This is a genomic window from Pseudorhodoferax aquiterrae, assembly GCF_014652235.1.
Lineage (GTDB): Bacteria > Pseudomonadota > Gammaproteobacteria > Burkholderiales > Burkholderiaceae_C > Pseudorhodoferax > Pseudorhodoferax aquiterrae.
Genome location: NZ_BMYK01000009.1, coordinates 164,679 through 186,012 on the forward strand (window position 1 = coordinate 164,679; position 21,334 = coordinate 186,012).

At 67.9% G+C, this 21,334-nt stretch carries 15 protein-coding genes; 6 read left to right on the forward strand and 9 right to left on the reverse strand.

Going from position 1 to position 21,334, the window contains the following annotated elements; genetic code table 11:
• Positions 1-2 precede the first annotated feature (2 nt).
• Positions 3-3,860, reverse strand: a complete 3,858-nt coding sequence (hrpA, locus tag IE209_RS16415; protein ID WP_189688025.1) for an ATP-dependent RNA helicase HrpA — start codon at positions 3,858-3,860, stop codon at positions 3-5.
• 55 nt (positions 3,861-3,915) lie between these two features.
• On the opposite strand from hrpA, the gene IE209_RS16420 reads away from it, so the two are divergent.
• The 3 genes from IE209_RS16420 to argA are packed head-to-tail and all read left to right on the forward strand — an operon-like array spanning position 3,916 to position 5,945.
• Complete coding sequence (locus IE209_RS16420; protein WP_189688026.1) at positions 3,916-4,158, forward strand: DUF6364 family protein; 243 nt, start codon at positions 3,916-3,918, stop codon at positions 4,156-4,158.
• On the forward strand, positions 4,155-4,571 hold the full coding sequence (locus tag IE209_RS16425) for a PIN domain-containing protein (RefSeq protein ID WP_189688027.1): 417 nt from the start codon (positions 4,155-4,157) through the stop codon (positions 4,569-4,571). Before IE209_RS16420 ends, IE209_RS16425 begins: the two co-directional genes overlap by 4 nt.
• Before the next feature lie 24 nt (positions 4,572-4,595).
• The gene (gene argA, locus IE209_RS16430) at positions 4,596-5,945 is read left to right on the forward strand and encodes an amino-acid N-acetyltransferase (RefSeq protein WP_189688028.1); all 1,350 of its coding nucleotides are present in this window, start codon (positions 4,596-4,598) and stop codon (positions 5,943-5,945) included.
• Here argA and IE209_RS16435 read toward each other — a convergent pair whose 3' ends face one another.
• The gene (locus tag IE209_RS16435; protein WP_229882891.1) at positions 5,946-7,583 is read right to left on the reverse strand and encodes an HD family phosphohydrolase; all 1,638 of its coding nucleotides are present in this window, start codon (positions 7,581-7,583) and stop codon (positions 5,946-5,948) included. It lies immediately after the preceding gene.
• 276 nt (positions 7,584-7,859) lie between these two features.
• Here IE209_RS16435 and aat point away from each other — a divergent pair, with 276 nt between their 5' ends.
• From aat to IE209_RS16450, 3 genes are read left to right on the forward strand one after another with little or no spacing between them, the layout of a single operon-like run.
• Positions 7,860-8,624: a leucyl/phenylalanyl-tRNA--protein transferase gene (gene aat / locus IE209_RS16440; protein WP_189688029.1), complete on the forward strand. Its 765-nt coding sequence runs from the start codon at positions 7,860-7,862 to the stop codon at positions 8,622-8,624.
• Positions 8,621-9,367 carry an arginyltransferase gene (locus IE209_RS16445; RefSeq protein WP_189688030.1) on the forward strand — a complete coding sequence of 249 codons (747 nt, stop codon included), beginning with the start codon at positions 8,621-8,623 and terminating at the stop codon, positions 9,365-9,367. The genes aat and IE209_RS16445 overlap by 4 nt, the downstream gene beginning before the upstream one ends.
• Complete coding sequence (locus IE209_RS16450; RefSeq protein WP_189688031.1) at positions 9,364-10,158, forward strand: IclR family transcriptional regulator; 795 nt, start codon at positions 9,364-9,366, stop codon at positions 10,156-10,158. Before IE209_RS16445 ends, IE209_RS16450 begins: the two co-directional genes overlap by 4 nt.
• 25 nt (positions 10,159-10,183) lie before the next feature.
• On the opposite strand, the gene IE209_RS16455 is transcribed toward IE209_RS16450, so the two are convergent.
• The 7 genes from IE209_RS16455 to IE209_RS16485 all read right to left on the reverse strand — a co-directional run bounded on the left by IE209_RS16455 (position 10,184) and on the right by IE209_RS16485 (position 21,297).
• The gene (locus tag IE209_RS16455) at positions 10,184-11,269 is read right to left on the reverse strand and encodes a serine hydrolase (protein WP_189688032.1); all 1,086 of its coding nucleotides are present in this window, start codon (positions 11,267-11,269) and stop codon (positions 10,184-10,186) included.
• 168 nt (positions 11,270-11,437) lie between these two features.
• Positions 11,438-13,777 (reverse strand): ATP-dependent Clp protease ATP-binding subunit ClpA, encoded by a 2,340-nt coding sequence (gene clpA, locus IE209_RS16460; RefSeq protein WP_189688033.1) that lies wholly within the window; start codon positions 13,775-13,777, stop codon positions 11,438-11,440.
• Between the two features lie 69 nt (positions 13,778-13,846).
• Positions 13,847-14,206: an ATP-dependent Clp protease adapter ClpS gene (clpS, locus tag IE209_RS16465; RefSeq protein WP_189688034.1), complete on the reverse strand. Its 360-nt coding sequence runs from the start codon at positions 14,204-14,206 to the stop codon at positions 13,847-13,849.
• 77 nt (positions 14,207-14,283) lie between these two features.
• Positions 14,284-14,745, reverse strand: coding sequence for a SixA phosphatase family protein (locus tag IE209_RS16470; protein WP_189688035.1), 462 nt, complete (start codon positions 14,743-14,745; stop codon positions 14,284-14,286).
• Positions 14,745-16,844, reverse strand: coding sequence for a polyphosphate kinase 1 (gene ppk1 / locus IE209_RS16475; RefSeq protein ID WP_189688036.1), 2,100 nt, complete (start codon positions 16,842-16,844; stop codon positions 14,745-14,747). Before ppk1 ends, IE209_RS16470 begins: the two co-directional genes overlap by 1 nt.
• 97 nt (positions 16,845-16,941) lie before the next feature.
• Entirely contained in the window at positions 16,942-20,463 is a 3,522-nt protein-coding gene (dnaE, locus tag IE209_RS16480) for a DNA polymerase III subunit alpha (protein WP_189688037.1), read from the reverse strand.
• A 90-nt stretch (positions 20,464-20,553) separates the two neighbouring features.
• Positions 20,554-21,297 (reverse strand): siderophore-interacting protein, encoded by a 744-nt coding sequence (locus IE209_RS16485; protein ID WP_189688038.1) that lies wholly within the window; start codon positions 21,295-21,297, stop codon positions 20,554-20,556.
• Positions 21,298-21,334 lie beyond the last annotated feature (37 nt).

The window sequence follows — 21,334 nt, forward strand, 5'->3', positions numbered from 1 at the left end:
CCTTACTGGTTCAGCTGCGCCCAGGTCTTGTCCAGCCGCTTCACGCTGACCGGCTGCGGCGTGCGCAGCTCTTGGGCGAAGAAGCTCACGCGCAGTTCCTCCAGCAGCCAGCGCAGTTCCTGCATGCGGCTGTCGACCTGGCCCTTGCGCTCGGCCACCAGACGCCAATAGCGCTGCTCCTGGGGCCTCAGTTCCGCCAGGCGCGTGGCGTCGCGCGCGGGGTCGGCGCGCAGCTTGTCCAGCCGCAGCACCACGGCCTTGAGGTAGCGCGCGAAGTGCTGCAGCTGCGCCCAGGGCGTCGTGGCCAGGAAGTCCTTGGGCACCAGGCGCTGCAGCTGCTGCTGCACGTCGGCGGCCACGTCGGCGTTGGGGCGCGCGTCCTTGAGCTTGCGCAGCGCGGCGGCGTACTCGACGAGGATGGCGCCGGACAGCCGCGCCACCTCGTTGGCGATCAGCGTCAGCCGGCCACGGCCCTCGTCGATGCGGCGCTTGAAGGCCTGGGCGTCGGTGGGCAAGGGATCCAGCAGGAAGGCGCGGTCCAGCGCCACGTCGATGATCTGCGTGCGCAGCATCTCCTGCGTGCCCAGCGGCATGTAGGCCACGGCCATCTTCTGCAGGTCGGGGATGTTCTTTTCCAGGTACTTGAGCGCGTCGCGGATCTGCAGCGCGAACAGCCGGCGCAGGCCGGCGCGGTGTTTTGCCGCCGCGACGTCGGGCTCGTCGAAGACCTCGATGCGCACGGCATCGCCATCGTCGACCAAGGCCGGGAAGCCGACCACGCTCTGGCCGCCCTTGCGGATCTCCAGCAGTTCGGGCAGCTCGCCGAAGTCCCACTGCGTGTGGCGCTGGTTGGCGGGCAGCGTGGGCGCCGCCGGCGCGGCGGGGGCGGCCTTCTGGGCCGGTGCGGCCTTGGCGGCGGCGGGGGCCGGCGCGGACGCTGCGGTGGTTTTCAGCGCGGCCAGGGCCTGGAAGGCGCCGCGCGCCTGCGTGCCGAGTTCGGCCTTGAGCGCACCCAGGTTGCGGCCCATGCCGCGCTGGCGGCCGTGCTCGTCCACCACCTGCAGGTTCATGAACAAATGCGGGCTCAGCATGTCGAGCTTGAAGTCGGCCTTCTTGACGTCCAGCCCGGTCTGGTCGCGCACGGCCTTGAGCAGCACGTCGACCAGGCCGCCCTGGCCGAACGGCAGCTCGGCCGCGAGGCGCGCGGCCGATTCGGGAAGCGGCACGAAGCGCGAGCGCGGGCGCTGCGGCAGGCTCTTGAGCAGGGCCTGGATCTTGTCCTTGAGCATGCCCGGCACCAGCCACTCGCAGCGCTCCTCGGCCACCTGGTTCAGCACGAACAGCGGCACGGTGACGGTGACCCCATCGCGCGGGTTGCCGGGCTCGTGCAGGTAATTGGCCGCGCAGTCCACGCCGCCCAGGCGCACCGTGCGCGGGAAGGTCTCGGTGGTGATGCCGGCGGCCTCGTGCCGCATGAGCTCCTCGCGCGTGAGCTGCAGCAGCTTGGGGTGTGTGCGCGAGGCGTCGCGCCACCAGGCCTCGAACAGGCGGCCACTGTGCACCTCGGCCGGGATCTGCGCGTCGTAGAAGGCGTAGATGAGCTCTTCGTCGACCAGCACGTCCTGCCGGCGCGACTTGTGCTCCAGCGCCTCGACCTGGGCGATGGTGCGCGCATTGGCGGCCGCGAACGGCAGCTTGGTCTCCCACTCGCCGGCCACCAGGCCCTGGCGGATGAAGATCTCGCGCGCACCGGCCGCGTCCACGCGGCTGTAGGGCACGCGGCGGTTGTTGTAGATGACCAGGCCATACAGCGTGGCGCGCTCCAGCGCCACGACCTCGGCGGCCTTCTTCTCCCAGTGCGGGTCCAGCAGCTGCTTCTTGAGGAGGTGGGCGCCGACCTCTTCCAGCCATTGGGGCTCGATGTTGGCGATGCCGCGGCCGAACAGGCGCGTGGTCTCCACGAGTTCGGCCACGGCGATCCAGCGGCCCGGCTTCTTCTTGAGGTGGGCGCCCGGGTGGCGGTGGAACTTGATGCCGCGCGCGCCCAGGTAGAGGTCTTCGTCCTCGGGCTTGAAGCCGATGTTGCCGAGCAGGCCCGCGAGCATGGCCTTGTGCAGCTGCTCGTAGCTGGCGGGCTGGTCGTTGAGCTTCCAGCGGTGCTCGGTCACCACGGTCAGCAGCTGGCTGTGGATGTCGCGCCATTCGCGCACGCGGCGCATGCTGATGAAGTTCTGGCGCAGCAGCTGCTCGTACTGGCGGTTGCTGAGCTTGTGCACGGCCGCGCCATCCGGCCCCGCATGCCCGCCGCGCGCTTGCGCCAGCCAGTCCCACAGCCGCAGGTAGCCGCTGAACTCGCTCTTCTCGTCGTCGAACTTGGCGTGCTGCTGGTCGGCCTGGGTCTGCTGGTCCATGGGCCGGTCGCGCACGTCCTGCACCGACAGGGCCGAGGCGATGACCAGCACCTCGCTCAAGGCCTGGCGCTCGCGGCCGGCCAGGATGATGCGGCCCACGCGCGGGTCCAGCGGCAGCCGGGCCAGTTCGGCCCCGACGGGCGTCAGCACGTGGTTGTCGTCCACCGCGCCGAGTTCGTTGAGCAGCTGGTAGCCGTCGGTGATGGCGCGCTTCGATGGTGCTTCGACGAACGGGAAGTCTTCCACCTCGCCCAGGTGCAGCGACTTCATGCGCAGGATCACGCCGGCCAGCGAGCTGCGCAGGATCTCGGGGTCGGTGAAGCGCGGCCGGCCGTTGAAGTCGTCCTCGCCATAGAGCCGGATGCAGATGCCGTCGGCCACGCGGCCGCAGCGGCCGGCACGCTGGTTGGCGGCCGCCTGACTGATGGGCTCGACCAGCAACTGCTCGACCTTGCTGCGCAGGCTGTAGCGCTTGACGCGGGCCGTGCCCGCGTCGATCACGTAGCGGATGCCGGGCACGGTCAGCGAGGTCTCGGCCACGTTGGTGGCCAGCACGATGCGGCGCTTGCCGCGCAGCACGAAGATCTCGTCTTGCTCGGCCTGCGAGAGGCGCGCGAACAGCGGCAGCACCTGGGCGTCGCGCAGCACGGGCTGGTGCTGCAGGTGGCCGCGCAAATGATCCGCGGCCTCGCGGATCTCGCGCTCGCCGGGCAGGAAGATCAGGATGTCGCCGCCCTGGCGCGGGTCGCGCCACAACTCGTCCACGGCGTCGGCGATGGCCTCGTTCAAGCCATAGTCGCGCGATTCCTCGTAAGGCCGGTAACGCTGCTCCACCGGGAACATGCGGCCGGACACGTACAGCACGGGCGCCGGGCCCTGCTCGCTCTTGAAATGCTGGGCGAAGCGGTCCGCATCGATCGTGGCTGACGTGACAATCACCTTGAGGTCGGGCCGGCGCGGCAGGATCTGGCGCAGATAGCCGAGCAGGAAATCGATGTTGAGGCTGCGCTCGTGCGCCTCGTCGATGATCAGCGTGTCGTAGGCCCTGAGCAGCGGGTCGGTCTGCGTCTCGGCCAGCAGGATGCCGTCGGTCATGAGCTTGACCGAGGCGTTGCGCGAGAGCCGGTCCTGGAAGCGCACCTTGAAACCCACGACCTCGCCCAGCGGCGTCTTGAGCTCCTCGGCGATGCGCTTGGCCACCGAGCTGGCGGCGATGCGGCGCGGCTGGGTGTGGCCGATCAGCCGGCCCTGGCCCGCCGGTGCGTTGGCCTTGCCACGGCCCATGGCCAGCGCGATCTTGGGCAGCTGCGTGGTCTTGCCCGAGCCTGTTTCGCCGCAGACGATGACGACCTGGTGGGCCGCGATGGCGGCCTCGATCTCGGCGCGGCGGCTGGAGACGGGCAGGGATTCGGGGAACTGGATCTGGAGCACGCAGCGATTGTCCCACATTCACGTGCAGCACGAGTTCACGTGCTACACTGGTTTTCGTCTCAAGGGGGAAGCCATGACCAACCTGACCATCGCGCTCGACGAAACCGTGATCCGCCAGGCCCGCATCCGCGCCATCCAGGAAGGCACCTCGGTCAGCGCCAAGGTGCGCGAGTTCCTGGCCGAATACGCGCAGGGGCAGAGCCGGCAGCAGGCGGCCGGCGAGGCCTTCCTGGCGGCTGCGCGCGCCAGCAACAGCCGGCTGGAAGGCGGCTGGAACCGCGAAGCCCTGTACGACCGCCCCTACCGCCAGGAATGATCTGCTTCTTCGACACCAATGTGCTGGCGTACGGCTACGACGCCACCGACGCCACCAGGCGCGAGCAGGCGCTGGCCTGCTTGGAGCGCACGGTGCGCGAGGACACCGTGGTCATCAGCACCCAGGTGCTGCACGAGTTCTTTCACACGGTCACACGCAAGCTCAAGCCGCCGCTCAGCGCGCGTGAGGCAGTCGAACAGCTGCGCCACCTCTCGCAGTTCCAGGTGATGGGCGCGAGCGCGCAAAGTGCCCTGGCAGCCACCGCGCTGACGATCGATCACCGGCTGTCGTGGTGGGACGCCCTGATCCTGGAAGCCGCGTTGCGCGCTGGCGCCGAGCGCCTGTACAGCGAGGATGGCCAGCATGGCCGCCGTTTCGGGTCGCTGGAAATCGTCAATCCCTTCCTCGCCTGATCCGGCTACAGTCCGCCCCCAACCATGTCCGCCGTCTTCAACTTCACCTTCGTCCCCTGGTTCCGCTCGGTCGCGCCCTACATCCACACCCACCGTGGCAAGACCTTCGTGGTCGGCATGGCCGGCGAAGCCATCGCCGCGGGCAAGCTCCAGTCCATCGCACAGGACCTGGCACTGATCCAGGCCATGGGCGTGCGCATCGTGCTCGTGCACGGCTTTCGGCCCCAGGTCAACGAGCAGCTGCGCGCCAAGGGCCACCAGGCCCGCTATTCCCATGGCATCCGCATCACGGACGAGGTGGCGCTGGACTGCGCCCAGGAGGCCGCCGGCCAGCTGCGCTACGAGATCGAGGCCGCATTCAGCCAGGGCCTGCCCAACACGCCCATGGCCGGCGCGACGGTGCGCGTGATCTCGGGCAACTTCATCACGGCGCGGCCGGTGGGCATCGTGGACGGCGTGGACTTCCAGCATTCGGGCTCGATCCGCAAGGTCGACGTGGCCGGACTGCTGCGCACGCTGGACATGGGCGCGTTGGTGCTGCTCTCGCCGTTCGGCTTCTCGCCCACAGGCGAGGCGTTCAACCTGACCATGGAAGAGGTGGCGACCAGCGTGGCGACGGCGCTGCAGGCCGACAAGCTGATCTTCCTGACCGAGGTGCCGGGCATCCGCATGCAGCCGGGCGAGCCCGAGTCCGAGGACAACCCGATCGACACCGAACTGCCGCTGGCCGCGGCCGAGCAGTTGCTGGCTACGCTGCCCACGCCGCAGCAGCCGACCGACACGGGCTTTTACCTGCAGCACTGCGTGAAGGCCTGCAAGGCCGGCGTGGAGCGCAGCCACATCCTGCCCTTCGCACTGGACGGCTCGCTGCTGCTGGAGATCTACGTGCACGATGGCATCGGCACCATGGTCATCGACGAGAAGCTGGAGAGCGTGCGCGAGGCCTCCAGCGACGACGTGGGCGGCATCCTGCAGCTCATCGAGCCCTTCGAGAAGGACGGCACGCTGGTCAAGCGCAGCCGCACCGAGATCGAGCGCGACGCGCACCTGTACACGGTGATCGAGCACGACGGCGTGATCTTCGCCTGCGCGGCCTTGTACCCCTACCCCGAGGCCAAGACGGCCGAGATGGCCGCGCTCACGGTGTCGCCGCAGAGCCAGGGCCAGGGCGATGGCGAGAAGGTCTTGAAGCGCATCGAGCACCGCGCGCGCCAGGCGGGCCTGACCAGCATCTTCGTGCTGACCACGCGCACCATGCACTGGTTCATCAAGCGCGGCTTCCAGCCGGTGGACCCGGACTGGCTGCCCGAGGCGCGCAAGCGCAAGTACAACTGGGACCGGCGCAGCCAGGTCCTGGTCAAGAAGCTCGGCTGATCAGCCGGCCGCCGGCTCGGGCGCGGGGGCCGGCACCACGTCCATCTGGTCCGGGTCCAGGAAGCGCTCCGCGTAGCGCCGGTACACCGCCTGGTTCATGAACACGTCGAACAGGTCCGGGTCGATGTGGCCGTTCTTCTTGAAGCGCACCATGATCTCCAGCGCCTTGGAAACCTTCATGCCGGGCTTGTAGGGCCGGTCCACGGCCGTCAGCGCCTCGAAGATGTCGGCGATGCCCAGCATGCGCGCCTGCAGCGACATCTCGTGGCGCATCAGGCCCTTGGGGTAGCCGCGCCCGTCCATGCGCTCGTGGTGGCCGCCAGCGAACTCCGGCACGTTGCGCAGGTGCTTGGGCCAGGGCACCTGCTCCAGCATGCGGTTGGTCGCGACGATGTGGTAGTTGATGATGTCGCGCTCCTTCGCGGTCAGCGTGCCGCGCCGGATCGACAGGTTCTCCATCTCGTCGTCGGTGAAGAAGGGCAGATCCTGGCCCTCGGGGCCGGACCAGCGCCGCCGCTCGGACAGCGATTGCAGCCGCACCAGCGTGCCTTCGTTGAAGTACTCGGTGCCGCGGTTGAGCTTGCGGACGAATTCGCGCTCTTCGTCGAGCGCGGCCTGCTCCGTGGTGCAGGCTGCGGCGGCCTGGGCTTCGGCGACCGGGTCCACGCAGGGGCGCTGTGCCAGCTGCCGCTTGAGCGCCGCGATCTCCGCGTCGCGCCGCAGCACCTCGAAGCGCGTGTCGACCAGCGCGATGCGGTCGAACAGGGTCTGCAGCTTGGTCGCCTTGTCGACCACGTGCACGGGCGTGGAGATCTTGCCGCAGTCGTGCAGCAGGCCGGCGATCTTGAGCTCGTAGCGGTCGCGCTCGGTCATCTTGAAGCTGGCGAGCGGCCCGTCGTCGGTGGCGTCCACGGCGTCGGCCAGCATCATGGTCAGCTCGGGCACGCGGTTGCAGTGCCCGCCCGTGTATGGCGACTTGTCGTCGATCGCCATGTTGATCAGATGGATGAAGGACTCGAACAGTTCTTCCAGCTGGATGATGAGCTGCCGGTTCGACAGCGCGATCGCGGCCTGCGAGGCCAGCGACTCCACCAAGCGCTGGTCGGCTTCGGAGAAGGTGACCACCCGCCCCAGGTCCGGCTCCTGCGCATTGATGAGCTGCAGCACGCCGATGACCTCGCCGTCGTGGTTCTTCATGGGCACCGTCAGGAAGGACTGCGAGCGGTAGCCGGTGCGCTGGTCGAAGGCGCGCGTGCCCGAGAAGTCGAAGCCCTCCTCGGCATAGGCGTCGGCGATGTTGACGGTGCGGTCGTGGATGGCGGCGTAGGTGGCCACCATGCTGTCGTTGAAGCTGCCGTCGGCGTTGACGAGCTGCAGGAGCGGGAACTCGATGGGGCGGCCGGTGGTCCCGCCCAGGAAGATGTCCAGCGAGTTCGTGCGCATGATCTCGAAGCGCAGCGCGCTGCCGTCCTCCGTCATGCGGTACAGCGTGCCGCCGTCGGCATGCGTGATGTTCTTGGCCGCGATCAGAATGCCTTCGAGCAGGGCATCCGTGTTGCGCTCCTTGGACAGGGCCGCGCCGATTGCATTGAGCTGGTCCAGCCGGGCCAGCAGATCCCCCACGAGGTCCATCGCCATTGGTCTTCGTCCTTGTCCTGCGCTGCGCACTCCATACCGGCGACCGGCCGTCACGGAAAATGAAGCGTGCACCGCATGTACTGCGCACTGGTGCGTGATGCGATGTGCCATTATTTGTGCAGAACCAAGCCACAACGCAGCCGTGACCGCACTTTGGCGCGACTACCTCAACACAAGTGAGCATCAATCCGTCCATCATCGACCGCGGGTGGCGCCTGTGCGGCTGACCGCAATGCCATTCGTCCAGCCCGCACTTCCGCCGGGCGCAGCCCTGCCATGAAACCGCGCCGTCCCACCCTGCCCTGGCTTGCGCCCGGCGAGGCGCTGCCGCCCGTCACCCAGGCCTGGGGGCCGGACGATCCCGCGCCCGGCCTGCTGGCCGCTGGCGGCAGCCTGGACGTGGACAGCCTGCGTGCCGCCTACGGCCGCGGTGTCTACCCCTGGTTCAGCGAGGGCCAACCCATCCTGTGGTGGAGCCCGGATCCGCGCATGGTGCTGCAGACCCCTGCCTTCCGGCTGCACCGCTCGCTGCGCAAGACGCTGCAGCGCTTCATCGCCACGCCCGGCTGCGAGGTGCGCTTCGACAGCGCCTTCGGCGACGTGGTGCGCGCTTGCGCCGCCAGTCCGCGCGCAGGCCAGTCCGGCACCTGGATCGTGCCCGAGATGGTGCGTGCCTACGAGGATCTGCACGCCGCCGGCAGCGCCCACAGCGTGGAGACCTGGGTCGACGGTGCGCTGGTGGGCGGCCTGTACTGCGTGGGGCTGGGACGGGCGGTGTTCGGCGAATCCATGTTCGCGCGCGCCACCGACGCGTCCAAGATCGCGCTGGCGGCCCTCGTGGCCTGGTGCCGGGTGCACGGCGTGGCGCAGATCGACTGCCAGCAGAACACCCGCCACCTGGCCTCCCTGGGCGCGGCCGAAATGCCGCGCGCAGACTTCGTGTCGCGGCTGCGCCAGGACGCGCTGGAGCCCGATCCACCCTGGTGTTTCGACCCCGTATACTGGTCCGCACTGTTCACTCCAGTGTCCCGTACGGCGTGACCCACCTGAACGATCTCCCACTGCAGACGCTGCAGTTCTACGCGACCGCGCCCTATCCGTGCAGCTATCTGGCGGACCGGCAGGCCAGGTCGCAGGTGGCGACGCCGGGGCACCTGATCCAGAGCGACACCTACTCGGAGCTCGTGCAGAAGGGCTTCCGGCGCAGCGGCATGTTCACCTACCGACCGCATTGCGACGGCTGCCAGGCCTGCCTGCCGCTGCGCGTGCTGGTCGACCGCTTCCGTCCCGACCGCAGCCAGCGCCGTGCCCTGGCGCGCCACGCCGCGCTGCAGGTGCGCGTGCTCAAGCTGTGCTTCGTGCCCGAGCACTACCAGCTGTACCTGCGCTACCAGAACGGCCGCCATGCCGGCGGCGGCATGGACCACGACAGCATCGACCAGTACACGCAGTTCCTGCTGCAAAGCCGCGTCAACTCGCGGCTGGTCGAATTCCACGCGCCGGGGGCGGACGGCGAGCCGCCGCGCCTGAAGATGGTGTCCATCCTGGACATCCTCAACGACGGCCTGTCGGCCGTGTACACCTTCTACGAACCCGAAGCCCATGCCAGCTACGGCACCTACAGCGTGCTGTGGCAGATCGAGCAGGCCCGCAGCCTGGGCCTGGCGCATGTCTACCTGGGCTACTGGATCGGCCAAAGCGACAAGATGAACTACAAAGCCCGCTTCCAACCCCACCAACTTCTGATCGATGGCCATTGGCAGGACGGCCCTGCCCAGCCATGAAGAAGAACGACCAACCAGCCGGCGGCACCCCTACGGTCCAGGTCATCGAGCGCATCTTCGCGCTGATCGACGTGCTGGCCTCGCGCGAAGAGGCCATGTCGCTCAAGGAAATCAGCGAGAAGACCGGCCTGCACCCCTCGACCACGCACCGCATCCTCAACGATCTGGCCACGGGCCGCTTCGTCGACCGGCCGGAACCGGGCACCTACCGCCTGGGCATGCGCCTGCTGGAGCTGGGCAACATCGTCAAGAGCCGCCTGAGCGTGCGCGACGCGGCCCTGGCGCCCATGCGCGAGCTGCACCGTCTGATCCAGCAGCCCGTGAACCTGAGCCTGCGCCAGGGCGACGAGATCGTCTACATCGAGCGCGCGCTGTCCGAACGTTCGGGCATGCAGGTGGTGCGCGCCATCGGCGGCCGCGCCCCGCTGCACCTGACCTCGGTCGGCAAGCTGTTCCTGGCGGCCGATGACGCACAGCGCGTGCGCGCCTACGCCACGCGCACCGGCCTGGCCGGCCACACGCGCAACAGCCTCACGCAGCTGCCGCTGCTCGAGCGCGAACTGGCCAAGGCCCGCGTGACCGGCGTGGCACGCGACAACGAGGAACTGGAACTGGGGGTGCGCTGCATGGCGGCCGGCATCTACGACGACCAAGCCCGGCTCGTCGCGGGCCTGTCGATCTCCTCGCCAGCGGACCGGCTGGACGAGTCCTGGCTGCCCAAGCTGCAACAGACGGCCAACGAGATCTCGGCAGCGCTGGGCTACCGCGGCAACCAGAACGACGACCGCTGAGCGGCCGCGCCCTGGCGCGCCCGGCTCAGCGGCGCGTGGAGACCGGCACCAGCGCCGCCGCGCCGTGGCCGCCGGCGGTGATGGCGGCGGCCGTCGTGGACTCGACCCACTTGCGCACGCGCTCGGCATCGCCCAGGCGGCTCAGCTTGCCGGCCGAGTCCAGGAACACCATGATCAGCTTGCGACCCGCAATGCTGGCCTGCATGACCAAGCACTGGCCGGCTTCGTTGATGAAACCGGTCTTCTGCAGGCCGATGTCCCAGTCCGGATTCTTCACGAGTCGGTTGGTGGTGTTGAACTGCAGCGTGCGGCGGCCCACGTCCACGGCATAGCTCGGCGAGGTCGACAGCTCGCGGATCAGCGGCTCACGGTAGGCGGCGCCCACCAGAAGGGCCAGATCGTGCGCGCTGGACTGGTTGTTGGGCGACAGGCCGGTCGGTTCGACGTAGCGCGTGTCCTTCATGCCGAGCTGCTCGGCCTTGGCGTTCATGCGGCTCACGAAGGTGGCCATGCCGCCCGGAAAGGTGCGGCCCAGCGCGTGGGCGGCGCGGTTCTCGCTCGACATCAGCGCCAGGTGCAGCAGTTCGCCGCGGGTCAGGCTCGCCCCGACGACCAGGCGCGAGCGGCTCCACTTTTCGGTGTCCACGTCATCCTGGGTGATGGTGAGCACCTCGTCCATGGGCAGCTGTGCCTCGTTGATGATCACGCCCGTCATGAGCTTGGTCAGCGAGGCGATCGGCAGCACGGCGTTCTCGTTCTTGCGCAGCAGGACTTCGTCGGTTTCCTGGTCGATGACAAGGGCCACGCTGGACTTCAGGTCCAGCGGATCGTCGGCGGCGTGCAGGCCGGCCAGCTGGCCGAACGAGGGCTTGATCGGAATGATCGCGGCGCGCGGTGTCTCGATGCGCTGGCGGCCCTGGACGCTGACCTTGACACGGCGCTTGGGCGTCACAGCGGCGGTCTTGCGCTCGGCGGCCTGGCGCTTCTCGGCCACCACCTTTTTCTTGCGCGGAGCGGCATCGGCCTGGGGCAAGGCCAGCATGAAAACACACGAGAACACGACGAGCGCCTGCATCCACCGATGCAAGCCGGAAATACGAAAAGAAGTCATGCGCCCACCTACTGAAACCGCCGAGGATGCGGGAGTGTAGCCACTCCAAAAAGCTCACACAACATCAAAGACTTGCGCGGTCAAGTTAATGTGATGGACGGCGGGGCCGTTGCCTCGCGGCAACAAAAAAGCCGACCCTTTCGGGTCGGCTTCTCGGGGCCTGGCGCCTCAGCCTGCCGTCGCTTCCTCGGCTTCCGGCTTGGCCCGGCCTTCCTTCTTGGGCAGTGGCTGGATGTCCAGCTGCACCTCGCCGGTCTCCACGCCCTTGTCGTCCTTGGACAGCGCGATGTCGACGACCAGGCGGCCACCGTCGGTCAGGCGGCCGAACAGCAGTTCGTCGGCCAGCGCACGCCGGATCATGTCCTGGATCAGGCGCTGCATCGGCCGCGCCCCCATGAGCGGGTCGAAGCCCTTGCGCGCCAGGTACTTGCGCAGGCCGTCGGTGAAGGTGACTTCGACCTTCTTCTCGGCCAGCTGGGTCTCCAGCTGCAGCAGGAACTTGTCGACCACGCGCAGGATGATGGTCTCGTCCAGCGCCTTGAAGCTCACGATCGCGTCCAGCCGGTTGCGGAACTCGGGCGTGAACAGGCGCTTGATGTCGCCCATCTCGTCGCCGGCCTCGCGCGGGTTCGTGAAGCCGATGGTCGCCTTGTTCATGGTCTCGGCACCCGCGTTCGTCGTCATGATGATGATGACGTTGCGGAAGTCGGCCTTGCGCCCGTTGTTGTCCGTCAGGCTGCCATGGTCCATGACCTGCAGCAGCACGTTGAAGATGTCCGGGTGCGCCTTCTCGATCTCGTCGAGCAACAGCACCGCGTGCGGCTTCTTCGTGATGGCCTCGGTCAAGAGGCCGCCCTGGTCGAACCCGACGTAGCCCGGAGGCGCGCCGATCAGGCGGCTCACGGCATGGCGCTCCATGTACTCCGACATGTCGAAGCGGATGAGCTCGATGCCCATGATGTAGGCCAGCTGCTTGGCGGCCTCGGTCTTGCCGACACCGGTCGGACCGCTGAACAGGAAGCTGCCAATCGGCTTGTCGCCCTTGCCCAGGCCCGAACGTGCCATCTTGACCGAGGACGCCAGCACCTCGAGCGCCTTGTCCTGGCCGAACACCACGCTCTTGAGGTCGCGTTCCAGCGTCTGCAGCTTGCTGCGGTCGTCGTTGGACACGTTCGCGGGCGGGATGCGCGCGATCTTGGCCACGATTTCCTCGACCTCGGTCTTGCCGATGGTCTTCTTGCGCTTGGACGCCGTCAGGATGCGCTGGGCCGCGCCGGCCTCGTCGATCACGTCGATGGCCTTGTCGGGCAGGTGCCGGTCGTTGATGTACTTGGCCGACAGCTCGGCAGCCGCCTGCAGTGCGGCGTTGGCGTACTTGACGCTGTGGTGCTCCTCGAAGCGCGACTTCAGGCCCTTCAGGATCTCCACCGTCTGCTCGACCGTGGGCTCGACCACGTCGACCTTCTGGAAACGCCGCGACAGCGCCGCATCCTTCTCGAAGATGCCGCGGTACTCGGTGAAGGTGGTCGCGCCGATGCACTTGAGCTGGCCGCTGGACAGCGCCGGCTTGAGCAGGTTGGACGCGTCCAGCGTGCCGCCCGAGGCCGCGCCGGCACCGATCAGCGTGTGGATCTCGTCGATGAACAGCACGGCGTTCGGCTTGTCCTTGAGCGACTTGAGCACGCCCTTCAGGCGCTGCTCGAAATCACCGCGGTACTTGGTGCCAGCCAGCAAGGCGCCCATGTCCAGCGAGTAGACCTGCGCTTCGGCCAGGATCTCGGGCACGTCCTTCTGCGTGATGCGCCAGGCCAGGCCCTCGGCGATGGCGGTCTTGCCGACACCGGCCTCGCCGACCAGCAGCGGGTTGTTCTTGCGCCGGCGGCACAGGATCTGGATCACGCGCTCGACCTCGTACTCGCGGCCGATCAGCGGATCGATCTTGCCGTCCTTGGCCATCTGGTTCAGGTTTTGCGTGAACTGCTCCAGCGGCGAGGCCTTCTCGTTCTTCTCGGAACCGCCCTCCTCGCTCTCGGGCTGGGCGTCGTTGGCCTTGGTCGGCTCCGGCGGATCGCTCTTCTTGATGCCGTGGGCGATGAAGTTCACCACGTCCAGGCGCGTCACGCCCTGCTGGTGCAGGTAGTAGACGGCGTGCGAATCCTTCTCGCCGAAGATGGCCACCAGCACGTTGGCGCCGGTGACTTCCTTCTTGCCGCTGCCGGTGGACTGCACGTGCATGATGGCGCGCTGGATCACGCGCTGGAAACCCAGCGTGGGCTGAGTGTCCACATCGTCGGTGCCCGCCACCTGCGGCGTGTTGTCCTTGATGAAGTTCGTCAGCGACTTGCGCAGATCGTCGATGTTGGCCGAGCAGGCCCGCAGCACCTCGGCGGCACTGGGGTTGTCCAGCAGGGCAAGCAGCAGGTGTTCGACCGTGATGAACTCGTGGCGTTGCTGGCGCGCTTCCACGAAGGCCATGTGCAAGCTGACTTCCAATTCCTGGGCGATCATGAAGATTCCTTTGACACCATGCTGATAACGTGCGCTCTACTTGGGTGTGGGTGCGGGCTTTTCAACCCGTCATTCCACAGGCTCGCTGACGCATTGGAGCGGGTGACCCGCCTGACGAGCCGCCTCCAGGACCTGGTCGACCTTGGTGGCCGCCACGTCTTTCGAATACACGCCGCAGACTGCTTTCCCATCCAGGTGGATCTTGAGCATGATCTGCGTCGCCGTCTCCTTGTCCTTGCTGAAGAATTCCTGGATGACCACGACCACGAATTCCATCGGGGTGTAGTCGTCGTTGAGCATCACGACCTGGTACATCTGCGGCGGCTTGACCTTCTGGGTGCGCCGCTCGAGCACGACCGATCCGCCGTCGTCCGGCGCCGAGGGCTTCACGCCCGGCTGCGCAGGTTTGGAGGGAATTTTGGTGGCCATGCGAACCATTCTATCGGTCGCAAAACGGCCACGCTGGCAGAGGAATTCACGACCCGGCGGACGGGCGTGAAGGACGCTCAGACGGTCTCGGGGGCCTGGACGGCGACGACGACGGTCTGGCGCTGGCCGTCGCGTTCACGGGTGCGCAGCCACCAGACGGCGCCTTTGCGAATGGGCATCTCGCCGATCTGCGCCTGCAGCAGCTGGGCCACGGCCTGACCCAGCGTCGGCTGGTGGCCGACCACTACCACCACGCCCTTGCCATGCGGCCACTGCACGGCGTCCAGCAGGGCCTGGGCGGAGGCGTCCGGCGCGATCTCGGGCCGCACCTTGTACTTGCGGCCCAGCGCGTCGGCGGTCTGCAGCGCGCGCTGCGCCGGGCTGCAGATGATGCGCGCACCATCGGGCAACTGGCGATCCAGCCAGTTGGCGACGCGGCTGGCCTGCTTGTGGCCGCGCGGCGTCAGTTCGCGCGCCAGGTCGGTGCCGTCGGCGCTCTCGTCGTGCGCTTCGGCGTGGCGCCAGAAAATCAGGTCCATCACAGCCCCCTCGGGTAGGCGAAACGTTGGGCCAGGGCCAGTTGCGCGCTGTGGCGCAGGCCGTCCGGGCCGATGCAGTCCTCGGCGCGCGTGTAGCGGCCGTCCGGCCCCAGCGTCCAGGCGTCGCAGCCGTCGTGCAGGTAAGGCACCAGGCATTCGTCGATGACGCGCTGGCGCAGCGCCGGATCGCTCACCGGCCAGGCCAGCTCGATGCGGCGCAGCATGTTGCGGCTCATCCAGTCGGCGCTGGACAGGAACAGCTGTTCTTCCTCACCTTGGCGGAAATAGAACACCCGCGTGTGCTCCAGGAAGCGGCCGACCACCGAGCGCACGCGGATGTTGTCCGACACGCCCGGCAGCTGGGCCGGCAGGATGCAGGCGCCGCGCACGATGAGGTCGATCACCGCGCCCTGCTGGCCGGCCTTGAGCAGCGCGCGCACGAGTTGCTCGTCGGTCAGCGCATTGGTCTTGACGATGATGCGGGCCGGCTGGCCCGCGGCGGCGGCCTCGCCCATGGCGGCCACGCGCTCCAGCATGGCCTTTTGCAGATGGAACGGCGCCACCAGCAGCTTGGCCATGGGCGCCAGCCGGCTCTGTCCGGCGATGTGCACGAAGACCTGCTCCATGTCCTCGGTCAGCTTGCCATCGGCCGTGAAGTAGCTGAGATCCGTGTACAACCGCGCCGTGCGCGGGTTGTAGTTGCCCGTGGACAAATGGCCGTAACGGCGCAGCTTGCGCCCCTCGCGCCGCGTGATCAGCAGCATCTTGGCGTGGGTCTTCAGGCCCACCACGCCGTACACCACCTGCGCGCCGATGCCTTCCAGCATCTCGGCCCAGTTGATGTTGGCCTCCTCGTCGAAGCGGGCCTTGAGCTCCACGACGACCATGACCTCCTTGCCGCGGCGCACGGCCTCGCGCAGCAGGCCCATGAGCTCGGGATCGCTGCCGGTGCGGTAGATGGTCTGGCGGATGGCCAGCACGGCCGGGTCGTGCACGGCCTCGCGCAGCAGCGCCAGCACGGCGTCGAAGCTCTCGAAGGGCTGGTGCACGAGCACGTCGCCCTCACGCAGCCGCTCGAACAGCGAGCCGTCGACCGGGAACCCGAGCGGCCAGACCGGCTTGTGCTCCGGGAACATGAGCCGGCGCTCGTTGACCAGGTCGACCAGCTGGGTCAGCCGCGCCAGATTGACCGGGCCATGCACGCGGTACAGCGCCAGTTCGGGCAGCTTGAACTGCTGCAGCAGGAAATCGGCCAGGTGCACGTCGCAGCTGGCCGAGACCTCCAGCCGCACGGCTTGGCCGTAGTGCCGGTACTCCAGGCCCTGGCGCAGCGCGGTGCGCAGGTTGTTGACCTCCTCCTCGTCCACGGCCAGATCGGAATGCCGCGTCACGCGGAACTGCGAGAACTGGCCGACCTGGCGGCCCGGGAACAGCTCGGACAGGTGGGCGCGGATGACGCTGGACAGCAGCACCGCCAGCGTGCGACCGCCCGAGAGCTTGTCCGGCATGCGGATCACGCGCGGCAGCACGCGCGGCACTTTGACGATGGCGATGTCGTTCTCGCGGCCGAAGGCGTCGCGCCCGTTCAGCTGGACGATGAAGTTCAGCGACTTGTTGGCGACCAGCGGAAATGGATGGGCCGGATCCAGGCCCGTCGGCACGAGCAAGGGCCGCACCTCGCGCTCGAAGTACTGGTGCACCCAGGCGCGCTGGGCCGCATCGCGCTCGGAGTGGGACAGGATCTGGATCCGCTCGCGCGCAAAGGCCGGCATCAGCACGTCGTTGAACAGCGCGTACTGGCGCGTCACGAGGTCATGGGCGGCCTCGGACAAGGCGCGGAACGAGGCCGGCGTGTACGCGCCGTCGCTGCCCCGGCCGCCAGCCGCCTCCAGGTGCGCGGCCGCGCGCACCTCGAAGAACTCGTCCAGGTTGGACGACACGATGCACAAGTAGCGCAGCCGCTCCAGCAGGGGCACGTCCTCCCGGCGCGCCCAGTCGAACACGCGTTCGTTGAAGGCCAGGATGCTGTGGTCGCGGTCGAGCAGGGCCAACGGGGCTGGGGCAGCTTCAGGCTTGCTCGAATCGGAGGAAGGAGGCATGGCGCTCAGGCACTCAAAAAGGGCAGCGGATGGCGCCCGAGTGTCTGGTCTGTTCGTGACGGTTTGATGTCATTCATGAAACCGTCATGGACATGCCTCATTCGTAAACGACGGCGGCCTGGCCCTCGTGCGCCTGGGCCCGCAGGCCGGCCAGGGCTGCGTCGGTCGGGAAGCAGCGCCTGTCCTCCAGCCGCACCACGTCCTCGGCCACGAAGCCCGGGAACAGCATGGACAGGCGCAGCGGCAGGCCGCGTTGCAGCTCGCCATGCTCGGACACCTCGGTCCGGGCCGGGTAGTCCTGCAGCAGCTGCCCGATGGCCGGCGGCTTGTGGCCATTCGTGCGATCGACCCGGATGCGCAGGAACTTGCCGAAGCGGCAGCGCGCGCCGGCTAGGTCCCAGATCTGCTGCACCGTCATCTGCAGGCCGCCGCTGAAGCGGTCCGGCATGAGCTTGCCCATGACCACGATGAGCTCGTCGTCCTTGAGCTGGTCCTTGTGCTGGTTGATGAGCGCTTCGTCGGCCCGCGCTTCGATCACGCCCGACTTGTCGTCCAGCTTGAACAGCGCGAGCTTGCCGCGCTGGCCGTTGATCACGCGCAGATCGGTCACGATGCCCGCGAACAGCTGCGGCTCGCGCGTGTCGATGAGGTCGCCCAGGCCGCGCTTGACGAACTGGCGCACCTCGCGCGCGACCTCGTCGAACAGGTGGCCCGAGAGGTAAAAGCCGATGGCCGTCTTCTCGTAGACCAGCTGCTCCTTGATGCCCCAGGGCGTGGCCTCGACCAGCTCGGGCTCCTGCGTGCTGGACGCGTGCGAATCCACCATGTCGAACAGGCCGTGCTGGTTGGCATTGGCCGCGCTCACGTTGGCGAACGCGAAGGCCTGGTCGATCGACGCCACCAGCGCGGCGCGGTTGCGCTGCAGGCTGTCGAAGGCGCCGGCCTTGATCAGCGCCTCCAGCGTGCGCTTGTTCAATCGGGTGCGGTCCACGCGCAGGCAGAAGTCGTACAGGCTCGTGAACGCACCGCCCTCCTCGCGCGCCGCGACGATGGCTTCGATGGCCTGCTGGCCCGTGCCCTTGATGGCGCCCAGGCCGTAGCGGATGACCTTGTCGGTGACGGGCTCGAAGCGGTACCGCCCGCGGTTGACGTCCGGAAACTCGAAGGTGAGGCCCATCTTGAGCGCGTCTTCGTACAACACCTTGAGCTTGTCGGTGTCGTCCATTTCCACGGTCATGTTGGCGCAGAAGAACTCGGCCGTGTAGTGCACCTTGAGCCAGCCCGTGTGGTAGGCCAGCAGCGAGTAGGCAGCCGCGTGCGACTTGTTGAAGCCGTAGCCCGCGAACTTCTCCATCAGGTCGAAGACCTCGTCGGCCTTGTCCTGCGAGATGCCGTTCTTGGCCGCACCCTTGCGGAAGATCTCGCGGTGCTCGGCCATCTCCTCGGCCTTCTTCTTGCCCATGGCCCGGCGCAGCATGTCTGCGCCGCCCAGCGAGTAGCCGCCCAGGATCTGCGCGGTCTGCATGACCTGCTCCTGGTAGACCATGATGCCGTAGGTCTCGCTGAGCATCTCGGCCACCATGGGGTGCGGGTACTCGACCTCCTCGCGGCCGTGCTTGCGGTTCACGAAGCTGGGGATCAGGTCCATCGGGCCCGGCCGGTACAAGGCGTTCAGCGCGATCAGGTCTTCCAGCCGCGTGGGCTTGGCGTCGCGCAGCATGCCCTGCATGCCGCGCGATTCGAACTGGAACACGGCCTCGGTCTTGCCCTCCTGGAACAGCCGGTAGGTCGGCTTGTCGTCCAGCGGGATGTTGGCGTAGTCGAAGTTCTCCTGGCCTTTGTGGCGTTTGACGATGAACTCGCGCGCGATCTCCAGGATGGTCAGCGTGGCCAAGCCCAAGAAGTCGAACTTCACGAGGCCGATGGCCTCCACGTCGTCCTTGTCGTACTGGCTCACGGCCGACTCGCTGCCGGGCTGCTGGTAGAGCGGGCAGAAGTCCGTGAGCTTGCCCGGCGCGATCAGCACGCCGCCGGCGTGCATGCCGATGTTGCGCGTCATGCCCTCCAGCGCCTGCGCCATCTCGATGAGGTTCTTCACGTCCTCCTCGTTGCGCACGCGCTCGTACAGCTGGGGCTCGAGCTCCAGCGCGTAGTTGTTCTTGTCGCCCTCCTTCTTGGGCTCGGGCGGATAGGCCAGCGTGTAGGACATGCCCGGCTTGGCCGGCACCAGCTTGGAGATGCCGTCGCAGAAGGTGTAGCTCATGTCCATCACCCGGCCCACGTCGCGGATGGCGGCCTTGGCCGCCATGGTTCCGAAGGTGGCGATCTGGCTCACCGCCTCCTTGCCGTACTTCTGCTTCACGTAGTCGATCACGCGGTCGCGGTTGCTCTGGCAGAAGTCGATGTCGAAGTCGGGCATGGACACCCGCTCCGGATTCAGGAAGCGCTCGAACAGCAGCTTGTAGTGGAGCGGGTCCAGGTCGGTGATCTTCAGCGCATAGGCCACGAGCGAGCCTGCGCCCGAGCCCCGGCCCGGGCCCACCGGGCAGCCATTGAGCTTGGCCCAGTTGATGAAGTCGCCCACGATCAGGAAGTAGCCCGGGAACCCCATCTTGAGGATGGTGTTGATCTCGAACTCCAGCCGCTCCACGTAGCGCGGCCGCTCGGCATCGCGCTTGGCCGGGTCCTTGTACAGATGGGCCAGGCGCTCTTCCAGGCCTTCGTGCGAGACGTGGCGGAAGTACTCTTCCACCGTCATCTGCTTGCCGTCGACCAGCGGAATCGGGAAGTTCGGCAGCTGCGGCTTGCCCAGCACCAGCGTCAGGTTGCAGCGCTTGGCGATCTCCACCGTGTTGGCCAGCGCCGTGGGCACATCGGCGAACAGCGCCTGCATCTGGGCCGCGCTCTTGAAGTACTGCTCGCGCGTGAAACGGCGAACGCGGCGCTGGTTGGCGAGGATCTCGCCCTCGGCGATGCACACGCGCGCCTCGTGGGCTTCGTAGTCCTCCTCGCCCATGAACTGCACGGGATGGGTCGCCACCACGGGCAGGTTCAGGCGCCCGGCCAGCGTGACCGCCGCCACCACATGGGCCTCGTCGTCGGCGCGGCCGGCGCGCTGGATCTCGATGTAGAACCGGTGCGGGAAGATCCCTGCCAGCTGCAAGGCCAATGCCCCCGCGCGCGAGGCGTCGCCCTGCACCAGGGCCTGGCCCACGGGCCCGGCCTGGGCGCCAGACAGGCAGATCAGACCGGCGTTGAGTTCCTGCAGCCAGGCCAGCTTGGCCACAGCCTGGGTACGGACCACGTTCTGCGTCCAGGCCCGTGCCAGCAGCTCGCACAGGTTCAGGTAGCCCTGTCGGTCCTGCACCAGCAGCAGCACGCGCGAAGTGGCGGCCGGGTCCTGGCCCATGCCCTCGATCTGCACCTCGGCGCCGATCACGGGCTTGACGCCCTTGCCGCGCGCGGCCTTGTAGAACTTGATGCCGCCGAACAGGTTGTTCAGGTCGGTGATGGCCAGTGCGGGCTGGCCGTCGGCCGCGGCCTTGGGGACCAGCTCGTCGATGCGGTTGGTGCCGTCGACGACGGAGAATTCGGTGTGGATGCGCAGATGAACGAACATCGACCGGATTCTAGGAGGCTGTCGGGCTTGGGCATGGCCCCGCGCCGCTTCCTGAGACCGCCAGGCAAGGCGTGGGCGAGGCCGTGTGGTTCAGCCGGCGTCTTCCAGGTTCTCGTGGTGGGCGATCGCGCCGCGCTTCCAGTAGGCGGCCGCGCGGATCGCTTTGCGGTCGTGGCCCTTTTCGTCCACGAGGATGCGGCGGGCGGCGGCCGCCACGCCCGCCTCGGCCGCGCACCAGGCGTAGCCATGGCCCGCGGGCAGGTCGATCGCGCGCACGGCATCGAGCAAGGCGTCTTCGCTGTCGACCCACTGCAGATCCAGCGCGGCGGCACTGGCCAGCGCCTGCCGATCGGCGGCCGCCACATGCAGGCGCACGATCGCGCGGCAGCCGGCGGGCAGTTCCTCCAGGCGCCGGGCCACGGCCGGCAAAGCGGTCTCGTCGCCCACCAGCAGATACCAGTCGAAGTCCAGCGGCACGACGAAGGAGCCGCGCGGGCCGGCCACGGTCAGCGCATCGCCGGCCTGCGCCTGGCGCGCCCAGTCGGCGGCCGGACCGTCGCCGTGCAGTGCGAAGTCGATCGTCAGTTCGCGCGCTGCGTTGTCGTAGCGGCGCGGCGTGTAGTCGCGCGCCACGGCGCCCTCAGGCGTGGGGAAGAAGACCTTGACGTGGTCGTCGTAGGAGGCGCTCATGAAATCGGCCAGCGCCTCGCCCTGGAACACCACGCGCCGCATCTGCGGGCTCAGGGTCTCGACGCGGGCGACCCGCAGTTCCCGGCGCTTGATTTCGTGGCGCACACGTTGGACCTGGCGCGGTGCATTGACTGGAGCTTCCATTGCTTGTTACTGATGGTTGATAATGTCCTCAATCATG

Coding starts and splice junctions, on each gene's coding strand:
- hrpA (WP_189688025.1), bottom strand. CDS start 3,860: ATGTGGGACAATCGCTGCGTGCTCCAGATCCAGTTCCCCGAATCCCTG.
- IE209_RS16420 (WP_189688026.1), top strand. CDS start 3,916: ATGACCAACCTGACCATCGCGCTCGACGAAACCGTGATCCGCCAGGCC.
- IE209_RS16425 (WP_189688027.1), top strand. CDS start 4,155: ATGATCTGCTTCTTCGACACCAATGTGCTGGCGTACGGCTACGACGCC.
- argA (WP_189688028.1), top strand. CDS start 4,596: ATGTCCGCCGTCTTCAACTTCACCTTCGTCCCCTGGTTCCGCTCGGTC.
- IE209_RS16435 (WP_229882891.1), bottom strand. CDS start 7,583: ATGGCGATGGACCTCGTGGGGGATCTGCTGGCCCGGCTGGACCAGCTC.
- aat (WP_189688029.1), top strand. CDS start 7,860: ATGAAACCGCGCCGTCCCACCCTGCCCTGGCTTGCGCCCGGCGAGGCG.
- IE209_RS16450 (WP_189688031.1), top strand. CDS start 9,364: ATGAAGAAGAACGACCAACCAGCCGGCGGCACCCCTACGGTCCAGGTC.
- IE209_RS16455 (WP_189688032.1), bottom strand. CDS start 11,269: ATGACTTCTTTTCGTATTTCCGGCTTGCATCGGTGGATGCAGGCGCTC.
- clpA (WP_189688033.1), bottom strand. CDS start 13,777: ATGATCGCCCAGGAATTGGAAGTCAGCTTGCACATGGCCTTCGTGGAA.
- clpS (WP_189688034.1), bottom strand. CDS start 14,206: ATGGCCACCAAAATTCCCTCCAAACCTGCGCAGCCGGGCGTGAAGCCC.
- IE209_RS16470 (WP_189688035.1), bottom strand. CDS start 14,745: ATGGACCTGATTTTCTGGCGCCACGCCGAAGCGCACGACGAGAGCGCC.
- ppk1 (WP_189688036.1), bottom strand. CDS start 16,844: ATGCCTCCTTCCTCCGATTCGAGCAAGCCTGAAGCTGCCCCAGCCCCG.
- dnaE (WP_189688037.1), bottom strand. CDS start 20,463: ATGTTCGTTCATCTGCGCATCCACACCGAATTCTCCGTCGTCGACGGC.
- IE209_RS16485 (WP_189688038.1), bottom strand. CDS start 21,297: ATGGAAGCTCCAGTCAATGCACCGCGCCAGGTCCAACGTGTGCGCCAC.